Annotated in this window: 13 protein-coding genes, 2 tRNA genes and 1 rRNA gene; 5 read left to right on the top strand and 11 right to left on the bottom strand. The window is 33.7% G+C overall.

Annotated elements, in window-relative coordinates; translation table 11 throughout:
• Positions 1-16: 16 nt before the first annotated feature.
• The 5 genes from ACWCL1_RS05965 to helD all read right to left on the bottom strand — a co-directional run bounded on the left by ACWCL1_RS05965 (position 17) and on the right by helD (position 6,850).
• On the bottom strand, positions 17-1,300 hold the full coding sequence (locus ACWCL1_RS05965) for an FtsK/SpoIIIE domain-containing protein (RefSeq protein WP_454545994.1): 1,284 nt from the start codon (positions 1,298-1,300) through the stop codon (positions 17-19).
• Between the two features lie 49 nt (positions 1,301-1,349).
• Positions 1,350-1,679: a hypothetical protein gene (locus ACWCL1_RS05960; RefSeq protein ID WP_454545993.1), complete on the bottom strand. Its 330-nt coding sequence runs from the start codon at positions 1,677-1,679 to the stop codon at positions 1,350-1,352.
• A gap of 261 nt (positions 1,680-1,940) precedes the next feature.
• Positions 1,941-3,482, bottom strand: a complete 1,542-nt coding sequence (gene guaA / locus ACWCL1_RS05955; protein ID WP_454546068.1) for a glutamine-hydrolyzing GMP synthase — start codon at positions 3,480-3,482, stop codon at positions 1,941-1,943.
• Positions 3,483-3,595: 113 nt separating this feature from the next.
• Positions 3,596-4,519, bottom strand: coding sequence for a type I pantothenate kinase (gene coaA, locus ACWCL1_RS05950; protein ID WP_454545992.1), 924 nt, complete (start codon positions 4,517-4,519; stop codon positions 3,596-3,598).
• A gap of 21 nt (positions 4,520-4,540) precedes the next feature.
• Positions 4,541-6,850, bottom strand: a complete 2,310-nt coding sequence (helD, locus tag ACWCL1_RS05945) for an RNA polymerase recycling motor HelD (protein WP_454545991.1) — start codon at positions 6,848-6,850, stop codon at positions 4,541-4,543.
• Positions 6,851-7,074: 224 nt separating this feature from the next.
• Between helD and ACWCL1_RS05940 the strand changes: the two genes are divergently transcribed.
• The 3 genes from ACWCL1_RS05940 to hflX all read left to right on the top strand — a co-directional run bounded on the left by ACWCL1_RS05940 (position 7,075) and on the right by hflX (position 10,977).
• Positions 7,075-7,725: a VTT domain-containing protein gene (locus ACWCL1_RS05940; protein ID WP_454545990.1), complete on the top strand. Its 651-nt coding sequence runs from the start codon at positions 7,075-7,077 to the stop codon at positions 7,723-7,725.
• Between the two features lie 97 nt (positions 7,726-7,822).
• Complete coding sequence (locus ACWCL1_RS05935) at positions 7,823-9,682, top strand: monovalent cation:proton antiporter family protein (RefSeq protein ID WP_454545989.1); 1,860 nt, start codon at positions 7,823-7,825, stop codon at positions 9,680-9,682.
• Positions 9,683-9,711: 29 nt separating this feature from the next.
• The gene (gene hflX / locus ACWCL1_RS05930) at positions 9,712-10,977 is read left to right on the top strand and encodes a GTPase HflX (RefSeq protein ID WP_454545988.1); all 1,266 of its coding nucleotides are present in this window, start codon (positions 9,712-9,714) and stop codon (positions 10,975-10,977) included.
• 35 nt (positions 10,978-11,012) lie between these two features.
• Here the strand turns inward: hflX and ACWCL1_RS05925 are convergent, their stop codons facing one another.
• The 4 genes from ACWCL1_RS05925 to ACWCL1_RS05910 form a co-directional block, all read right to left on the bottom strand.
• On the bottom strand, positions 11,013-12,044 hold the full coding sequence (locus ACWCL1_RS05925; protein ID WP_454545987.1) for a DUF6681 family protein: 1,032 nt from the start codon (positions 12,042-12,044) through the stop codon (positions 11,013-11,015).
• 13 nt (positions 12,045-12,057) lie between these two features.
• Complete coding sequence (locus ACWCL1_RS05920; protein WP_454545986.1) at positions 12,058-12,558, bottom strand: hypothetical protein; 501 nt, start codon at positions 12,556-12,558, stop codon at positions 12,058-12,060.
• 68 nt (positions 12,559-12,626) lie between these two features.
• Complete coding sequence (locus tag ACWCL1_RS05915) at positions 12,627-13,058, bottom strand: Fur family transcriptional regulator (protein WP_454545985.1); 432 nt, start codon at positions 13,056-13,058, stop codon at positions 12,627-12,629.
• A 77-nt stretch (positions 13,059-13,135) separates the two neighbouring features.
• Positions 13,136-13,696, bottom strand: coding sequence for a guanylate kinase (locus ACWCL1_RS05910; RefSeq protein ID WP_454545984.1), 561 nt, complete (start codon positions 13,694-13,696; stop codon positions 13,136-13,138).
• A 72-nt stretch (positions 13,697-13,768) separates the two neighbouring features.
• Between ACWCL1_RS05910 and ACWCL1_RS05905 the strand changes: the two genes are divergently transcribed.
• A tRNA-Thr gene (locus ACWCL1_RS05905) sits at positions 13,769-13,841 on the top strand.
• A 682-nt stretch (positions 13,842-14,523) separates the two neighbouring features.
• The gene (locus tag ACWCL1_RS05900) at positions 14,524-15,111 is read left to right on the top strand and encodes a sigma-70 family RNA polymerase sigma factor (protein ID WP_454545983.1); all 588 of its coding nucleotides are present in this window, start codon (positions 14,524-14,526) and stop codon (positions 15,109-15,111) included.
• A 127-nt stretch (positions 15,112-15,238) separates the two neighbouring features.
• Here the strand turns inward: ACWCL1_RS05900 and ACWCL1_RS05895 are convergent.
• Positions 15,239-15,310 (bottom strand) — tRNA-Gly (locus ACWCL1_RS05895).
• A 6-nt stretch (positions 15,311-15,316) separates the two neighbouring features.
• A 5S ribosomal RNA gene (rrf, locus tag ACWCL1_RS05890) occupies positions 15,317-15,433 on the bottom strand.
• Positions 15,434-15,437: the final 4 nt, after the last annotated feature.

Genomic DNA, 15,437 nt, shown 5'->3' with positions numbered 1-15,437 from the left:
TGATGACCGTTCTTTGCTAACGAATATTTTTATTGATTGCTTTAATTAAATCAGTTTGAATTAACGGAGCCTTAAAAGGACTTACTGGACCATCATCAATACTGATTAAACCTTGTCCTACTGCATTGCCTAACGGCACTTCAATAATACAATCTTCAAATAAAAACTTTCTTGCACTTGGTGTACTATTTCCTAATAAGATCTTTATCCCCATTTGTTCTCGAATTTCAGTCGAAATATTATTTGCATTAGCCTGTTGTATTCCAACAACTAAATGAAATTTTGCTTGTCTCCCCAGTAACGCAATTTGCTTTAAATCATCTAAAAGTTGTTGCTGTTGTTTTCGATCTAACATTGCTTTTAATGCTGCTAATTCATCAACTACCACTAAATGTGGGGTTAGCTTAATTGATGAGTCTTCTTTGTATGCCCGCTGTGCATTTTGCATTTCTTCAACTGTCTCATGTAACAAATCAAGCATCGATTCTTTTTCATCAGCTACTGCAATTTGACCAGTATCTTTAATTTTAGCTAAATCCGATTGCTTAGGATCTAAAATGCGAATATCCCAATGGCTTTCTTTTGCTTGAGCAATCAAATATTCAATCAACATTGTTTTTCCGGAACCTGTGGTTCCACTAATTACTGCATGATATTCCTTTTCCCAATCAATAAGATGATTTTGATCTAGAACTACTTTGTTATTAACATTTCTTAAATCTGACCGACTTAAAATTTCAATTTGATTATCAACATTCAAATCTTCTAATTCAAAAATTATGGTATTCCCTGTTGGTGAAAATCTTTTTCCTGTTACAACATATTTATCATTTAAATATTTTAATTGGCTTGTTAATTGAGTACAGATTGCTCCATTATTTAAAAAGTCATCAAATTCTGGCAAAAATTCTATTTCAATGTATCCTTTGAATCCTTGACGATGATCTACATAAACATTTACATATGGAACTCTTATCTGTTTTCCACGCTCATATTGATAAATTCCAACTATTCGATTGACTTCGTCATTTAATAATTTTTTTACCTGATATAAAATCAAGAAACGTTGCATCAAATCTCTTATATTACTATATTTATTGATTTGTAATTCTTCATTAATATTAATCAGGTGGTCAATTTCTAAGATTGACCACAACGCAACTAAGGTTGCGGGCCTCCACCACCCACCAACCATAATTATTATTAATGATCCAATCACACCTAACATTAATTTTAAATTTAAATGATTATTATTATCGGTATAGTAAATTTTTTTATATCTTAAAAATTCTTTATTCATAATTTTCGTCTCCTTTTAATAAATTCTCACCCTCGCTTACCCTTTATTATTAGTAATCTAAATGACTAATTACTTCACAAGTCGTTGCTTTTACCGAATAAGATACAAAACTTTTATCCTTAAAACTGTATGGTGTAACTGATAATTCAGTAAATTCCACAATATCATCAACCTTAATATCTTGATCAAATTCAAGCGGTAATTTAATATCAATTGTTCCATCAAATCTTGCAAATCCTTCCAATAGACCTTTAGGTCTTATCTTCAAGATCTTATATTCTGGATCTTTTGTTTGATACTTATTTTTGATTTGTAAATCTCTAACAACTACACCCTTTAATTCAATTGTTCTTCCATTTTTTAAATACATTTTTGACATATTTTATGTCTCCTTTCTGTTGATATATAAGTTATAATCAGTTAATTTGCTAACCTTGTTTTCTATATACTTTTTCTCTCCTTTTTTGATATATAAATTATAATCAGTCAATTTATTAATTCTGTTCATTTATTATTTTTCACATACAAAAAAAGTCCTAGTCGATTTTTCAACTAGAACTTTTCTGGCATTATTTAGAACTATATTTTCTATAAAAGTTAATTTTCAAATATTAATTGCTCAACATTTGATAACCCGCAACTATTCGTATTCGATCGTAGCAGGTGGCTTAGAAGTAATGTCGTACATTACACGATTTACATGCTCTACTTCGTTAACGATTCGTACTGAGATCTTTTGTAAAATGTCCCATGGAATTTGTGCAAAGTCAGCAGTCATTCCATCAATTGAAGTTACGGCACGAATGGCAACTGCATAATCATATGTGCGGCCATCTCCCATTACCCCAACTGAACGAATTCCTGGTAATGCAACAAAGTATTGCCAAATTTCACGATCTAAACCAGCATTAGCAATTTCTTCACGTAAAATTGCATCCGCATCACGCACAATTTGAAGTTTTTCTTCAGTTACTTCACCAATTACCCGAATTGCCAACCCTGGACCTGGGAATGGTTGACGCCATACTAAGTTATGTGGCATCCCAAGTTTTTCACCGAGTTCACGAACTTCGTCTTTGAATAAAGTCCGTAATGGTTCAATTAACTTAAAGTCCATGTCTTCTGGTAATCCACCTACATTATGATGTGACTTAATTGTTTGTGCGGTGTCTGTTCCTGATTCAATTACATCAGTATAAAGTGTTCCTTGTGCAAGGAATTTAATGCCATCAAGTTTTTGAGCTTCATCGTTAAATACTTCGATAAATTCATTTCCAATGATTTTCCGTTTCTTTTCAGGATCAGTTACACCTTTTAACTTATCCAAGAAACGCTTTTGCGCATCAACTTTAATGATGTTTAAGCCAAATTTACCAGCTAAACTATCCATAACTTGTTGGGCTTCATTTTTCCGTAATAAACCGTGGTCAACGAAAATGCTTGTTAATTGATTGCCAATTGCTTTGTGAAGTAATACTCCTACAACTGATGAGTCTACTCCACCTGATAATGCAAGTAAGACCTTCTTATCGCCAACTGTTTCGCGAATCTTCTTCACTTGCATATCAATGAAATCTTCCATTGTCCAGTTTGCTTCAGCCTTGCAAACATCAAATGCAAATCGACGTAAAATATCATTACCATATTCGGTATTGCGTACTTCTGGATGGAATTGCAAACCATAAAACTTCTTATCATCGTTTGCCATCGCAGAAATTGGACAGTTTGCACTTGTAGCCACTGCCTTAAAACCATCTGGTACTTGTGTTACTAAGTCACCATGACTCATCCATACAGTTTGTTTTTCAGGTAAACCTTTAAACATTACTGCATCTTTATCAGCTACGGTAATCTCTGCTTTTCCATATTCTTTATTGTCTGCTGTTTCCACTTTACCACCAGGTAATGTGTGTGCCATCAATTGCATTCCATAACAAATTCCTAATACTGGAATTCCTAAATTAAAGATTTCAGGATCAACTTTGAAAGCATCTTTACCATATACACTGTTAGGACCACCAGAAAAAATGATCCCTTTAGGTGCCATTTGCTTGATTTCGTCTGCAGTGATCTTATGTGAAAGCAATTCTGAATAAATGCCAAATTCACGAATTCGCCGTGTAATCAATTGGTTATATTGACTACCAAAATCAAGTACGATAATTTTGTCAAAATTATTCATTTCGTTGGCCACGTTTTGTTCACCTCATTACTAAATATTAGAATCTATTTTACATGGAGAGATCGAATAATGTCAATCTAGTTCGGCTTATTTCAATAATTTAGCAGTTCTTTTTAGAATTTACGTAATAATAGTTCGTTTACTACGTGATTACTTTCTTTTTTCATGATCAAATCAGCCCGATTTTTAGTGGGTAAAATATACTTATGCAGGTTTGGATGATTGACTTTTTCCCAAGTGTTTTTAGCAATCTTAAAGGCTTTTTCACGATTACCTTCTTGCGCCAATGAATAATAGTAATTATGGGGATCATTAAAAGCTCCATCAAGTAACATACCAAAGCGCTCTAAGTACCACCGCCGAATATCTGCTTCTTTGGCATCCACGTAAATTGAAAAATCAAAGTAATCACTCACATAAATTTGTTGATTTGAAGGCAACTGCAAGACATTGATGCCTTCAACGATCAAAATATCAGGATTATCTACTACATCAAAACGCTCTGGAATAATGTCGTAACTTTGATGTGAGTAAACTGGAGCTTGTGCTTTTTTGCGGTTCTTAACATTATCCAAAAAGCTAATTAATTTTTCCATGTCATAACTTTCAGGAAAACCTTTGCGATTCATTAAGTCATGACTAGCTAAATACTTATTAGGATATAAAAAACCATCAGTTGTAATTAACTGCACACTTTTCCCGGGAAATGCTTGCTTTAATAAAATTTTCAACAAGCGCGCCGTTGTACTCTTCCCGACTGCAACCGAACCAGCAATTCCAATAATAAACGGAACATTTTCGAGTTGTTTATTTAAAAATAACGCCGTTTGTTCTTCCTTGTATTGTTGTACATTCAATTGCATTTGAAGATAGTAAACCAAGGGCATGTAAATTTCTTGCACATCTTTTAGGGAAATGCGGTCATTTAATGACTTAATTCGTTCAAGCTCCGTATTCGTTAAGGGAACTACATTTTTTTCATAATATTCGCGCCACTTTTTTCGTGGAATTTTATAGTAATTTAATGCCTCTTCCATATTTTTTCTCCCTTTATATTTTTAAGTTCGATCGCTTAACTTATAAGTATCTTTTTTAACCGTATCAAATAATGGTGATAGCTGTTTTTCAGCAAAAATATCTAATCGATGCATCGCACGGGAGCAAATTGTGTACACTAATTGGCGTTCATCTTCATCATGGTAGTTTTCCTTAGTAGCATTCCACATAATAATTGCATCAAATTCCAATCCTTTAGCTAAGTATGCAGGAATGACCAAGGTGCCTTCCACTAACCGTTGATTTTCTGTTTTAATCAAAGTCACATGTTCACCACGCGCTTTAAGTTCATCAGTTAATTTTGCACATTCTGCAAGAGTTTTGCCGATAATTGCCGTCGTCATTTTATCAGCTTCATTTTGATGCAATTTTGCAATCACATCCGCAATCATTTTGTCATTGGATTGGTCAACTGTGATTGTTGGTAAATCTCCGTTACGGTTAAAAGCAGTTACTTTTTCGCCATTCACTAGCACACCTTTAGTAAAATCAGTGATTTGCTTCGTTGAGCGGTATGATTGGGTTAACTGCACTACTTTTGTTTTACTTGGATCAAACATTGTTGATAACTCACTTAATAAGCTATGACTATTTTCTTTCGTGAAAATTGCCTGATTCAAATCACCTAACATGGTGAATTTTGCTCGTGGAAAATCAGTTTTAAGGTAAGCTAATTGATAAGCAGTATAATCTTGAATTTCATCAATGAAAACTTGCTTAATATCAGCATTACCACGCTTACCTGTAATGAGATCATATAAGTATAGGTAAGCCGTTGTATCTGTCATTTCAAGTTTACGGTTAATTAAGTTTTGTTTGATCTTTTCAACATTTGCATTCCACTCATCATTTTCGATGTGATATGACTTTAAATTCATCATTTGGGGAATTGCCTTTAAAAAGTCATAATATTGCTTATTAATATTAATGAAGCGATTATGAATAATTGTTTGGCGAATCTTTTGAAAATGTTTCATCACATAGTTTTTAGCAAGGTACATTAACTCCGCTTCGCCACTATCAAAGCTATCCCGATTTTTATCACCATATAAGGCATTCAATTCCTCTTGTCCTAAATCTTGAACTGCCTTTTGAACTTTATCTGTTTTAGCTACTTGATTTAATTTCCGGTGTAAAAGTTTTAATAACTCATCTTTAGTAGCACTCAGTCTATTTCGTAAATGATAGTTAGCATTGAAACTATAGTAAATTTCACGAATTTTTTCACGACTGAAAACGACTTTTCCTTGATACTTAATATCTTTAAAGTCCATATCAGCTTTTTCCAAATGCTTTGCATAGCACGTGGTTGCATTGAAAAATGCTAAGCTATCTTTGAGTGCCTTAATTTTCTTGTTTAATCCATGACTATTTTCTTCAAACCGTTCTTGCAAAGTTTCTACATGAATTCGTGGCACTCGCCGTTGAGTATATTGATAGAACGTCATTTGTACCATGTTTTGTTCTCCTAATTCTGGCAAAACGCGATCAATATAATCATTGAATAACTGGTTTGGTGAAAATAACAAAATTTGGCTTGAATTTAAATTTCCCCGGTAACGATATAAAAGATATGCTACCCGTTGTAAAACCGCTGAAGTTTTTCCTGATCCAGCCGCTCCTTGTACAAACAATAAATCTGATTGAGTATCACGGATGATTTTATTTTGTTCCTTTTGAATCGTTGTTACGATACTCTTCATTTTAATATCAGATGATTCATCCAAAACTTCAAGTAACATCTGATCGCCAACCGTTTCATCGGTGTCAAATAACGAAATAATTTTCCCATTTTCTACCATAAATTGACGTTTCAAAGTTAAATTAACAGTTTGTTTGCCATCGGGAGTATCATACTCAACTTTTCCTAAACCACCATCATAGTAAATACTTGAGATTGGTGCTCGCCAATCATACACCAAAAAATGATCTGGAGTATCTGAAAAACTTGCCAATCCAATATATACTGATTCTGTTTTACTTTCGCCTTCTTCTTGAAAATCAATCCGGGCAAAGTAAGGCTTCTTTTCTAATTTTTCTAAAATTTTCAATTCGCGACTTGCTTGACGCCAATTATTTTCGCGTTCTTGAAGCATTTGTTGTTGCTGCCGAACTGAAAGGGCTGTGTCCATCATTCCTGAATATGTCGATGTTTTGATGCGCACATTGTTTTTGAAATCAGCTTGAATTGCACGTTCGTCTGCTTCCGCATTTGCAATATTTTGTTGATTTTTCTTTTCTGCATCCTTAATCTTATCAACGACCATATCCATTCTTTGTTGCTCTTGCTTTTTAATCCTATCAACACTCATATTAGTGGCCCCTTTCTTTTCAAAATACAAGTTATACTATTATAGCATATTAGCCCTTTCGTGCGAATTGAAGATGCATTTGCGGGTATTGAAATTTCAGGATTTTTTCACATTCTCTTCCATTAAATTAAGATTATGCAAATCAAGGCATAACCTTTTCTAATCTCCTTCACATCGCAGTAAAATACTTAATAGATATAAATTACTGAAAGTAGGTAAATGGGATGACACATCTTTTATATATTCTTTTGCATTTTAAAGAATACTTGTTTCCATTGATTCAATCTCTTGGAATATGGTCATATGCATTAATTTTTGCAGTGATCTTCATGGAAACAGGTTTGGTTGTATTTCCATTTCTTCCGGGAGAATCATTAATCTTCTTTACAAGTACCATTGCAGCTGTAAAAGGATCAATTTTGAACATCAAAATCCTGCTTTTAGTTTTCTTTCTTGCTGCCTTGATCGGTGATAGTGTCAATTTTGAAATTGGGCGTCACTTGAAACAACTTCCTTTTTTTGAAAAGCATCTTACTGAAAGTCGCCTAAATGCAGGAATTAATTTTTATCAACGTCATGGTGGGAAGACAGTTATTTTCGGACGTTTCATCCCTTTTATTCGGACTTTTGTCCCGTTAATTTCGGGAACAATTGGAATGATACCAACGCGCTTTGCCTTTTTTAATGCCATCGGAGTTTTACTGTGGGTTGTGGCAGGATCTTTTATTGGTTACTTTTTTGGCCGAGTTCCGTTTGTCCAACAACATTTTTCCATCATATTTATCGCCATTGCTTTTTGCGCAGTGATTCCTGCTTTATTAATGACAATCTTTAACTTTATTAAGCAAAATCTAAGTAATCAACTTCATTCATAGTAAAGATTTTTAAAACTGTCTTAGAAAACTAGACTATATAGCACCCTCTTTATATAATGGAACTGTATATTTTAAACGAAAGAGGAATTTTATTTTTATGACACTTTCTTTAGTAATCGTAACGTTTGCAATTTTTGCAACGCCTATGATTCTATCCAATTACAAAATTTCAGTTATTCCGACTTCCGTAGCTGAAGTTATTGTAGGGATCATTTTGGGAAAAAGTTTCTTAAATATAGTTCACATGGATAATGTTTTGAACTATCTTTCAACATTAGGGGTTATCTTTTTAATGTTTTTAAGTGGGATGGAAATTGACTTTTCACTGTTTAAAAAGAATAGTAAAAGCCAAATGACACCACTTGAAATTAAGCAAGAAAATGAAAAGCCTAAAACTTCACCACTAAAAACCGCAATTTTAGCATATGGTTTTACAGTCGTAACTGCGGTCGTTTTAGCGATACTCTTTAAAGTTTCGGGGCTATTTTCAAACTTCATGCTTGCAACCATTTTATTTGCAACGGTTTCACTTGGAGTTGTGATTTCACTGTTAAAGGAAAAAGAACTTTTAAGTACGCCTTTTGGTCAAACTTTACTTTTATTCGCAGTCTTAGGTGAAGTTGTGCCGCTTTTGGCATTAACTGTATATTCATCAATTTATTCTGGTAAAGGTGAAACTTTATGGTTAATCTCCTTGATTTTCATTGTAGCTGCGATCTTTTTCCGACGCTTTCGTAAATTTTTCACCTTCTTTGATAAAATCAACAAAGCCACTACTCAACTTGATGTTCGCTTAGCTTTCTTGATTATCATTACCTTGGTAGTTTTATCTGAAAAAGTTGGTGCAGAAAATATTTTAGGAGCCTTCGTTGCTGGAATCGTTGTTAAATTACTTCAACCAGCTAAAGAAACTCAACGTAAATTAGATTCAATCGGATATGGAATTTTTATTCCGTTCTTCTTTGTTATCACCGGGGTTAAGTTAAATATTCCATCACTTTTAACTTCGCCTGATACGGTAATTTTAATTCCATTGTTCTTCCTAGCATTTATGCTAGTTAAAGTACCTGCATATTTTGGTTTTAAAACCAGTTTTTCTAAACGAAATTCACGCGCTGGAGTAATGCTTTCATCAACAACCATTACACTTGTTTTAGCAACATTAGCGGTTGCTGAACAACTTAAAGCAATTACTTCACAACAATCTGGAGCATTTATTTTAGCAGGAATCTTAACATGTATTTTCGGTCCAATGCTCTTTAATCGCATGTATAAACCAGAACCGGAAGATGTACGCAAAACAACTGTTAGCATCATTGGGGCTAATTTCTTAACCGTTCCAGCAGCACAACAAGTTGCTAAAGACTGGTATGATGTCACTATTTATACTGATAAAGAAACCGATTATACTACTTACAAATCACGAGCAAATGTAAAACTGGTTGATTCGCTTAATCCAAAGGCATTAATCAAAAATGAAGTCTTTGATACTGATATTTTAGTCCTTGCATATAATACGTTAACTAACTATAACTTAGCGATGAATGCTAAAAAATATGGAGTTAAAGAGGTCATTTCATATATTGAAACCCGCGATCCAGCCGATACAATGGAAAAAGAACTGGATGAAGCTGGAATTGATACAATCAATAAATTTAGTATGGACGTTAATGTTTTACGAACTGCAATTGAATCACCATCAATGCTTCAAGTTCTTTCAAATGGTGGAAATGCTCGTATTTACGAAGTTACAGTTACAAATGCCCGTTATGCTGGACTTGAAATTCACAAATTGCCATTTATTAAAGACATTACAATCAGTCGAATCTTCCGGAATAGACGTGCCATTGCTCCACATGGGGATACACGGATTCAATTAAACGACCATATCATCTTCTCCGGCGAACGCGATGTGGTTGAAAAACTCCGGAAATCACTTGGAAGATTAAATGAATAGGATAATATTAATAGATTGGGATTTTTAAAATGAGAACAGTTATTATTGGTGGGATTGAAAATGAACAACCCAACTTCGATTATACAATGACTGAACTTGCTAATTTAGCGGCAGCTGATCATATGGATGTGGTCAGCGAAGTGCGCCAAAATATTGAGCGCCCCGTTTCAGCCACTTATTTTGGAAAAGGAAAAGTTGAAGAAATTCGTGAAAAAGGTGCAATGTTCAATGCCGATGCGCTTGTCGTTAATGATGAATTATTGCCAACACAAATTCGTAATTTAGAAGAGGAAACTGGATTAGATATTATTGATCGGACTGCTTTGATCCTTGATATTTTTGCTTCGCGTGCCCATACTCGCATTGCTAAGCTCCAAGTTAAAATTGCGCAACTTCAATATCAACTTCCACGCATTCGAACCGCAAGTATTAATAAACTTGATCAACAAACTGCGGGTGGTAACACTGGTGGTGGTTTTACTAACCGTGGAAGTGGTGAAACCCAAATCGAATTAAATCGACGGGTCATTCAAAAACAAATTGCTAGTTTACGCAAAGAACTTAAGGCAATTCAACAAGATACCGCTGTTCAACGTAAAAAACGGCAAAAGTCCGATTTAAAATCAGTTGCATTAGTTGGTTATACCAATGCTGGTAAATCAACTACAATGAACCATATTTTAGATTATTTGCACATTAATTCAAGTAAACGTGTTTTTGAAAAAGACATGCTATTTGCGACCCTTGATACTTATGTGCGTAAAATCACTTTACCTAATAATAACCGGTTTATTTTAAGTGATACTGTTGGCTTCGTATCTAAGTTGCCTCATCAACTAGTCGAAGCTTTTAAATCCACTTTACTAGAAGCTGCTGAAGCGGATCTATTAATTCAAGTTATTGATATTTCTGATCCCAACTACCGGCAAATGATTAAAACCACCGAGCAAACACTAGCAGAAATTGGCATTGATGATATTCCAATGATTTATGCTTTTAATAAAGCAGACAAGGCTCACCTTCCTTATCCAAGCATTGAAGGCAATCAATTGACATATTGTGCACGTGATGAAAAGTCAATTCAAATGTTGCTAACACTTTTACAAAAAGAACTTTTTAAGGATTATGAAACCAAAACATATTTAATTCCTTTTGCTCAAGGTCATTATGTTGATCTTTTAAACAAGGAAGCTAACGTGCTTGAAACTACTTATCAAGCCGATGGAACCTTAATTAAGGCTCGCGTTGCTCCCAGATTAAAACAGCATTTTCAATCATTTGAAGTACAAGACTAATAAAAAAGCCGTGATTAAACATCACGGCTTTTTTATTAATGTTTATTTGTACGCTTCCAACGCTTGCTTCGCGGAATCATTTCTTCGAAAGATTCATGTTGTGTCCGTCTTAAAGGTTGATCTGTTTGACCTTCATCATTTGTATTAAAAGTATCAAACTCAACTTCACTGGCCATTTTTGAACGACGAGATCGTAATGAAGCTGAAGAGCTTGATTCATTTTTGTTAATGGTAGTTGTTGTTGATTGTGCATCTTTTTTACGGTATGCAACTTGAACTTCTACTTGATATGGTAGATTTTTTTCAATCACGCCGGTACGTCCAGCAATTTCTTCCGGACCACCTGTAATTACAGCAGTTGCTAAGTATAATTCATATCTTTTAACCGCTTCTTTTGCAGTTAATAAACCAACTTCCTTGATTGTCGCAACTTCTTTTCGTTCTATTTGATTGATTCCACCTAAAACGACTAAAGAATTACCTTTACGACTAAGTTCAAAGTATGGTAAAGCAACTGGATTAGCTAAAGCTTTAACCGGTTGATTTGTTTGATGAATTTTTTCCAGAACTTCATCTTCATTTAATCCTCGGTAGTCAACTTTCATGTAATCCATTCGAATTAACTGACTAGCTAGTTCTTGAATATTTTTTTGTTGCTCAAAAGTGTGTACTACTGTAGCGGGCAAAAAGTCTTCATCCGTAAAAATTCCATTAGTTTGAACATATCCTGGAGCAATTTGCCGCCGTTCTTCTTCTGCTGCTGTCATTGGATCCTTACTTTCAATGTGCAAAGTCTTTTCGATCCAAGGTGAAATATCGATCTTTGATTTTTTATCTTTAGTAAAATAATATAATAAGTTAAGGTAAGAGAAGTATAAAATTGCTAAAAACGCTGCTAAGAAAAGCGTTCCACGTCCCCAATACCCATTAATATAAAATTTAATTGCAACATATAAAAGATAAAAATTACCGATGGAAGCAATAATTGTATAAATTCGGTTCTTTAAAACCATGCTTAAATTAACATAGTTTAAAGAAGTGCGAATCATATCTAAAAAAGTAAACATTTATTCGACTCCTTTACTCCTGATTGTTATTAGCCTGGTTTGTTTGGTTATTATTATTTTGATTAGTATTAGTTCCACCCACATTGCGTGCAGTTGCAGTTTGACTAGTGTTGTTTGCTGTATCACCATCAGTTGTTGTATCCGTATTGGCATTGTTGGTGTTATCAGTATTATTAGTTGCTTGATCACCAGTTTGATTATCGTTAGTAGTTGTACTTGTATTATTTTGATTCTGTTGATTTTGTGCATTAGTTGGCACTGAAGAATCATTTGCATCAACTGAGTTAATTGATGCGTCATCACTTGAAGGCCGTTTTGCAGACACTTTTATAGCACTACTTTTAACAGTTGCCGTAGTTGATTTGGCTACAGTTGAAGACTGTGATACTTTTTCAGTTTTGGGCTTGCCTTCTGAAGTATGAGTTACTGTATTAACTGCCACATTCGTAGCTCCTAATGCCAGTACTGCTGAAAAAATCGCAAACGGCGTAATAAATGGCGCTGTTCTTTTCATTTAATCTACTCCTTTCAACTCTTCTTTGCTCTCTTAAATTATTTTAAATATTATTTATGATAAATCTGCTAACTATTTTTGAATTTTCCCAAACAGTCCGCACAAATTCCGTAAATTTCAAACTTATGTCCACTGATTTTGCATCCTGGAAGTTGCTTTTCAAATTGCTCCATGGGACATTTTTCAAGTTCTTGAACCTTACCACAGCTTGTACAAATGAAATGATGATGGTGAACATGATCAAAATCACACTGATATTTCACTTGTAATACACCGTGTTTAGTTTGAAGTTCAACAATTCCAAGCTCATTAAAGTCACGAATGTTGCGATAAATCGTATTATGACTCATTTTAGGATAAAGTTGGTGCATATATTCATCAACTTTTGAAACATTCATATACTCTTCTTGGCATGTATTTAAATAGGTCAATAGATCTTTGCGTTGCTTGGTTAATTTATAGTTATTTTGTTTTAAAATTTGAAGCGCACTGTCAATCATCATTTCACCCTTTCATTAAATTTACCAATTCGCATTTAATTTACCACCAGAATTTATGAAAGACAATACCTTTTTGATTATTTTTTGCATTTAATTTTTTGAATAATTGTGTCGACTGATCGCTTGGTATCATCCCAATTATCATTGTTCACAATATACGAATATGGCTTTAAAATTTCAGGGATTTGCCTGTCGCGTTGGCTTTCCTTACTGTTGATTCTTTTTTCAATAATCGCTAATTGATCGCCACGTTTCAGCATCCTTTTTTTCAACTTGGTTATATCTTGCACTTGTACATGTAAAACTGCAACTTTTTTGCCCAATTGTTTTACATATTTGATTGCTCCTGCAGTATCTACCACTAAGGTTACAAAATCATGCTTTTCCCATGCCTTTACAAGTGCTTCTTTAGAAGAGCCATATTTTTTTCCATCATAATTTACTGATTCAAAATAATGATTTTTTGCAAAACTTTCATCGGTTTCAAAATAATAATCCACGCCATTTTGTTCTCCGCGACGCATCGCACGCGTAGTGTGAGTAATCACTCGTGGCATTTGATACCGTTCTTTTAAATAGTTTTGAATTGTTGTTTTTCCTGTGCCAGATGCACCGCATAAAATAATCAAGCGTTTCATTATTTTTCCTCTTTCATTCAAAATGTTATTGCAACAATACCAATAATATAATATACTTACTAGGTAGTAAATGCCACTTTAGCTCAGTAGGTAGAGCATCACCATGGTAAGGTGGGGGTCGTCGGTTCAAACCCGATAAGTGGCTTAATTGAAACTCTTTTATTTTTTAAACTACAATTTTAGGAGTCAAATAGTACTGACATGACAGGCTTTATGCCTGTTTTTTAATACAATGATTTTTGTCTCACTCCTTTTAGTTTGATTGACATTTACCCCAATGATAAAATTTTTATAATTAAAATTAAGCCATACCGACACAAGCCATATATGATTGCAAGTGAAGGATTCACTTCTAAAGGAGTCTATACTAGATATAGGAATTCTGCTGTAAAAGCAACTAAAGAAATTGAAAATATTCTAAAAACTTCACCTTATCATGTTCGAAAATTACTATCGATTCTTATCTAGAAAGGGAAAGTCAAAAAATAGGTAATTTTGTTAATACTCAATATGAAGCGTTAAAGACATTTCTTGAAATAATGGTTAGATACTTTAAGGTACTAATAAAGATAAAGTTTCTTCGTTAGTACCTTTTTCTTTTACTTAAATAAAAAAACAGTTCCACATAAAAAAGAAATTGCCTCATTTGTAACTTTTTTATCATAATTCAACTAAAAAATTAATTATTATTTCTAGTTTATCAAACACTTCTTTTTAGCCTGTCATGGTAATAACTCCATTAAATGAACTGAAGTTAACATACCTCATTTTCCATCCTAATATAACTGATTACAATCAAATCTAATCATAGGAAATGAGGTTTAAAAATGACAGAAGAGCAAGCGTACAATCTCGTTGAGTATGATTTTACTAAAGGTGAATGCGAAAAAGATTTGTTAACCACTTATAACCAATATTTTCCAATGGTACTACGCTTATGTAGAAAATATTATTTCGCACTATATGATAGAGAGGATCTCCACCAAGAAGCACTATTGGTTTGCTTTACTTCGATGAAGACATTTGATGAACAGTATAATGTTCCTTTTGGTGCTTTTTACAAAAATAATTTAGAACGTCATTTTTGTACTTTATTACGCCAAGAAAAAAGTGCAAAAAGAATTATTAACGAAATGACTGTTCCATATGATGAAACCACTGCAGCAAATGATCACAAGATTACAGAACTATCAAACTTAAGATATAATGCTGAGTCGATTTATTTATCAAAAATGGAATTAACTACCACAATTAGTCGATTAGATGACTTTGAAAAGAAAATTTTATATTTCCACCTATTTTCACGTAAAACTCCTAAAGAAATTGCAAAACATCTTAATATTAAAACATCCAAAGTTTATGAAATTTTATCCACAATAAAGACGCTTTTAAAAAGCCGATTATCTCTTAAATAGTAAATTTTACCTTTAGTAAAAATAGGTTGCGATTTTTTATCACAACCTATTTTCTATTTAGATTAGTTATTTTACAGTTTAGGCATAAAAAAATCGCAACAAAATTGTTGCGATCGCAGAAGTATCAAGCGGAAGACGGGATTCGAACCCGCGACCCCCACCATGGCAAGGTGGTGTTCTACCACTGAACTACTTCCGCAAAATTGCACGGCGACTTCCTACCCTTGCAAGAGGCGTTCCTCTAACTACTCTCGGCGTTTTGAAGCTTAACTGCTGTGTTCGGAATGGGAACAGGTGTATCCTTCAAGCCATCATCACCGCACTAT

It is taken from the genome of Ligilactobacillus sp. LYQ135, assembly GCF_053711055.1.
This window is presented reverse-complemented; position numbering and strand designations above follow the sequence as displayed.

Excerpts from the sequence above, each read along its gene's own strand:
- ACWCL1_RS05965 (WP_454545994.1), bottom strand. The coding sequence starts at position 1,300 with ATGAATAAAGAATTTTTAAGATATAAAAAAATTTACTATACCGATAAT.
- ACWCL1_RS05960 (WP_454545993.1), bottom strand. The coding sequence starts at position 1,679 with ATGTCAAAAATGTATTTAAAAAATGGAAGAACAATTGAATTAAAGGGT.
- guaA (WP_454546068.1), bottom strand. The coding sequence starts at position 3,482 with ATGAATAATTTTGACAAAATTATCGTACTTGATTTTGGTAGTCAATAT.
- coaA (WP_454545992.1), bottom strand. The coding sequence starts at position 4,519 with ATGGAAGAGGCATTAAATTACTATAAAATTCCACGAAAAAAGTGGCGC.
- helD (WP_454545991.1), bottom strand. The coding sequence starts at position 6,850 with ATGAGTGTTGATAGGATTAAAAAGCAAGAGCAACAAAGAATGGATATG.
- ACWCL1_RS05940 (WP_454545990.1), top strand. The coding sequence starts at position 7,075 with ATGACACATCTTTTATATATTCTTTTGCATTTTAAAGAATACTTGTTT.
- ACWCL1_RS05935 (WP_454545989.1), top strand. The coding sequence starts at position 7,823 with ATGACACTTTCTTTAGTAATCGTAACGTTTGCAATTTTTGCAACGCCT.
- hflX (WP_454545988.1), top strand. The coding sequence starts at position 9,712 with ATGAGAACAGTTATTATTGGTGGGATTGAAAATGAACAACCCAACTTC.
- ACWCL1_RS05925 (WP_454545987.1), bottom strand. The coding sequence starts at position 12,044 with ATGTTTACTTTTTTAGATATGATTCGCACTTCTTTAAACTATGTTAAT.
- ACWCL1_RS05920 (WP_454545986.1), bottom strand. The coding sequence starts at position 12,558 with ATGAAAAGAACAGCGCCATTTATTACGCCGTTTGCGATTTTTTCAGCA.
- ACWCL1_RS05915 (WP_454545985.1), bottom strand. The coding sequence starts at position 13,058 with ATGATTGACAGTGCGCTTCAAATTTTAAAACAAAATAACTATAAATTA.
- ACWCL1_RS05910 (WP_454545984.1), bottom strand. The coding sequence starts at position 13,696 with ATGAAACGCTTGATTATTTTATGCGGTGCATCTGGCACAGGAAAAACA.
- ACWCL1_RS05900 (WP_454545983.1), top strand. The coding sequence starts at position 14,524 with ATGACAGAAGAGCAAGCGTACAATCTCGTTGAGTATGATTTTACTAAA.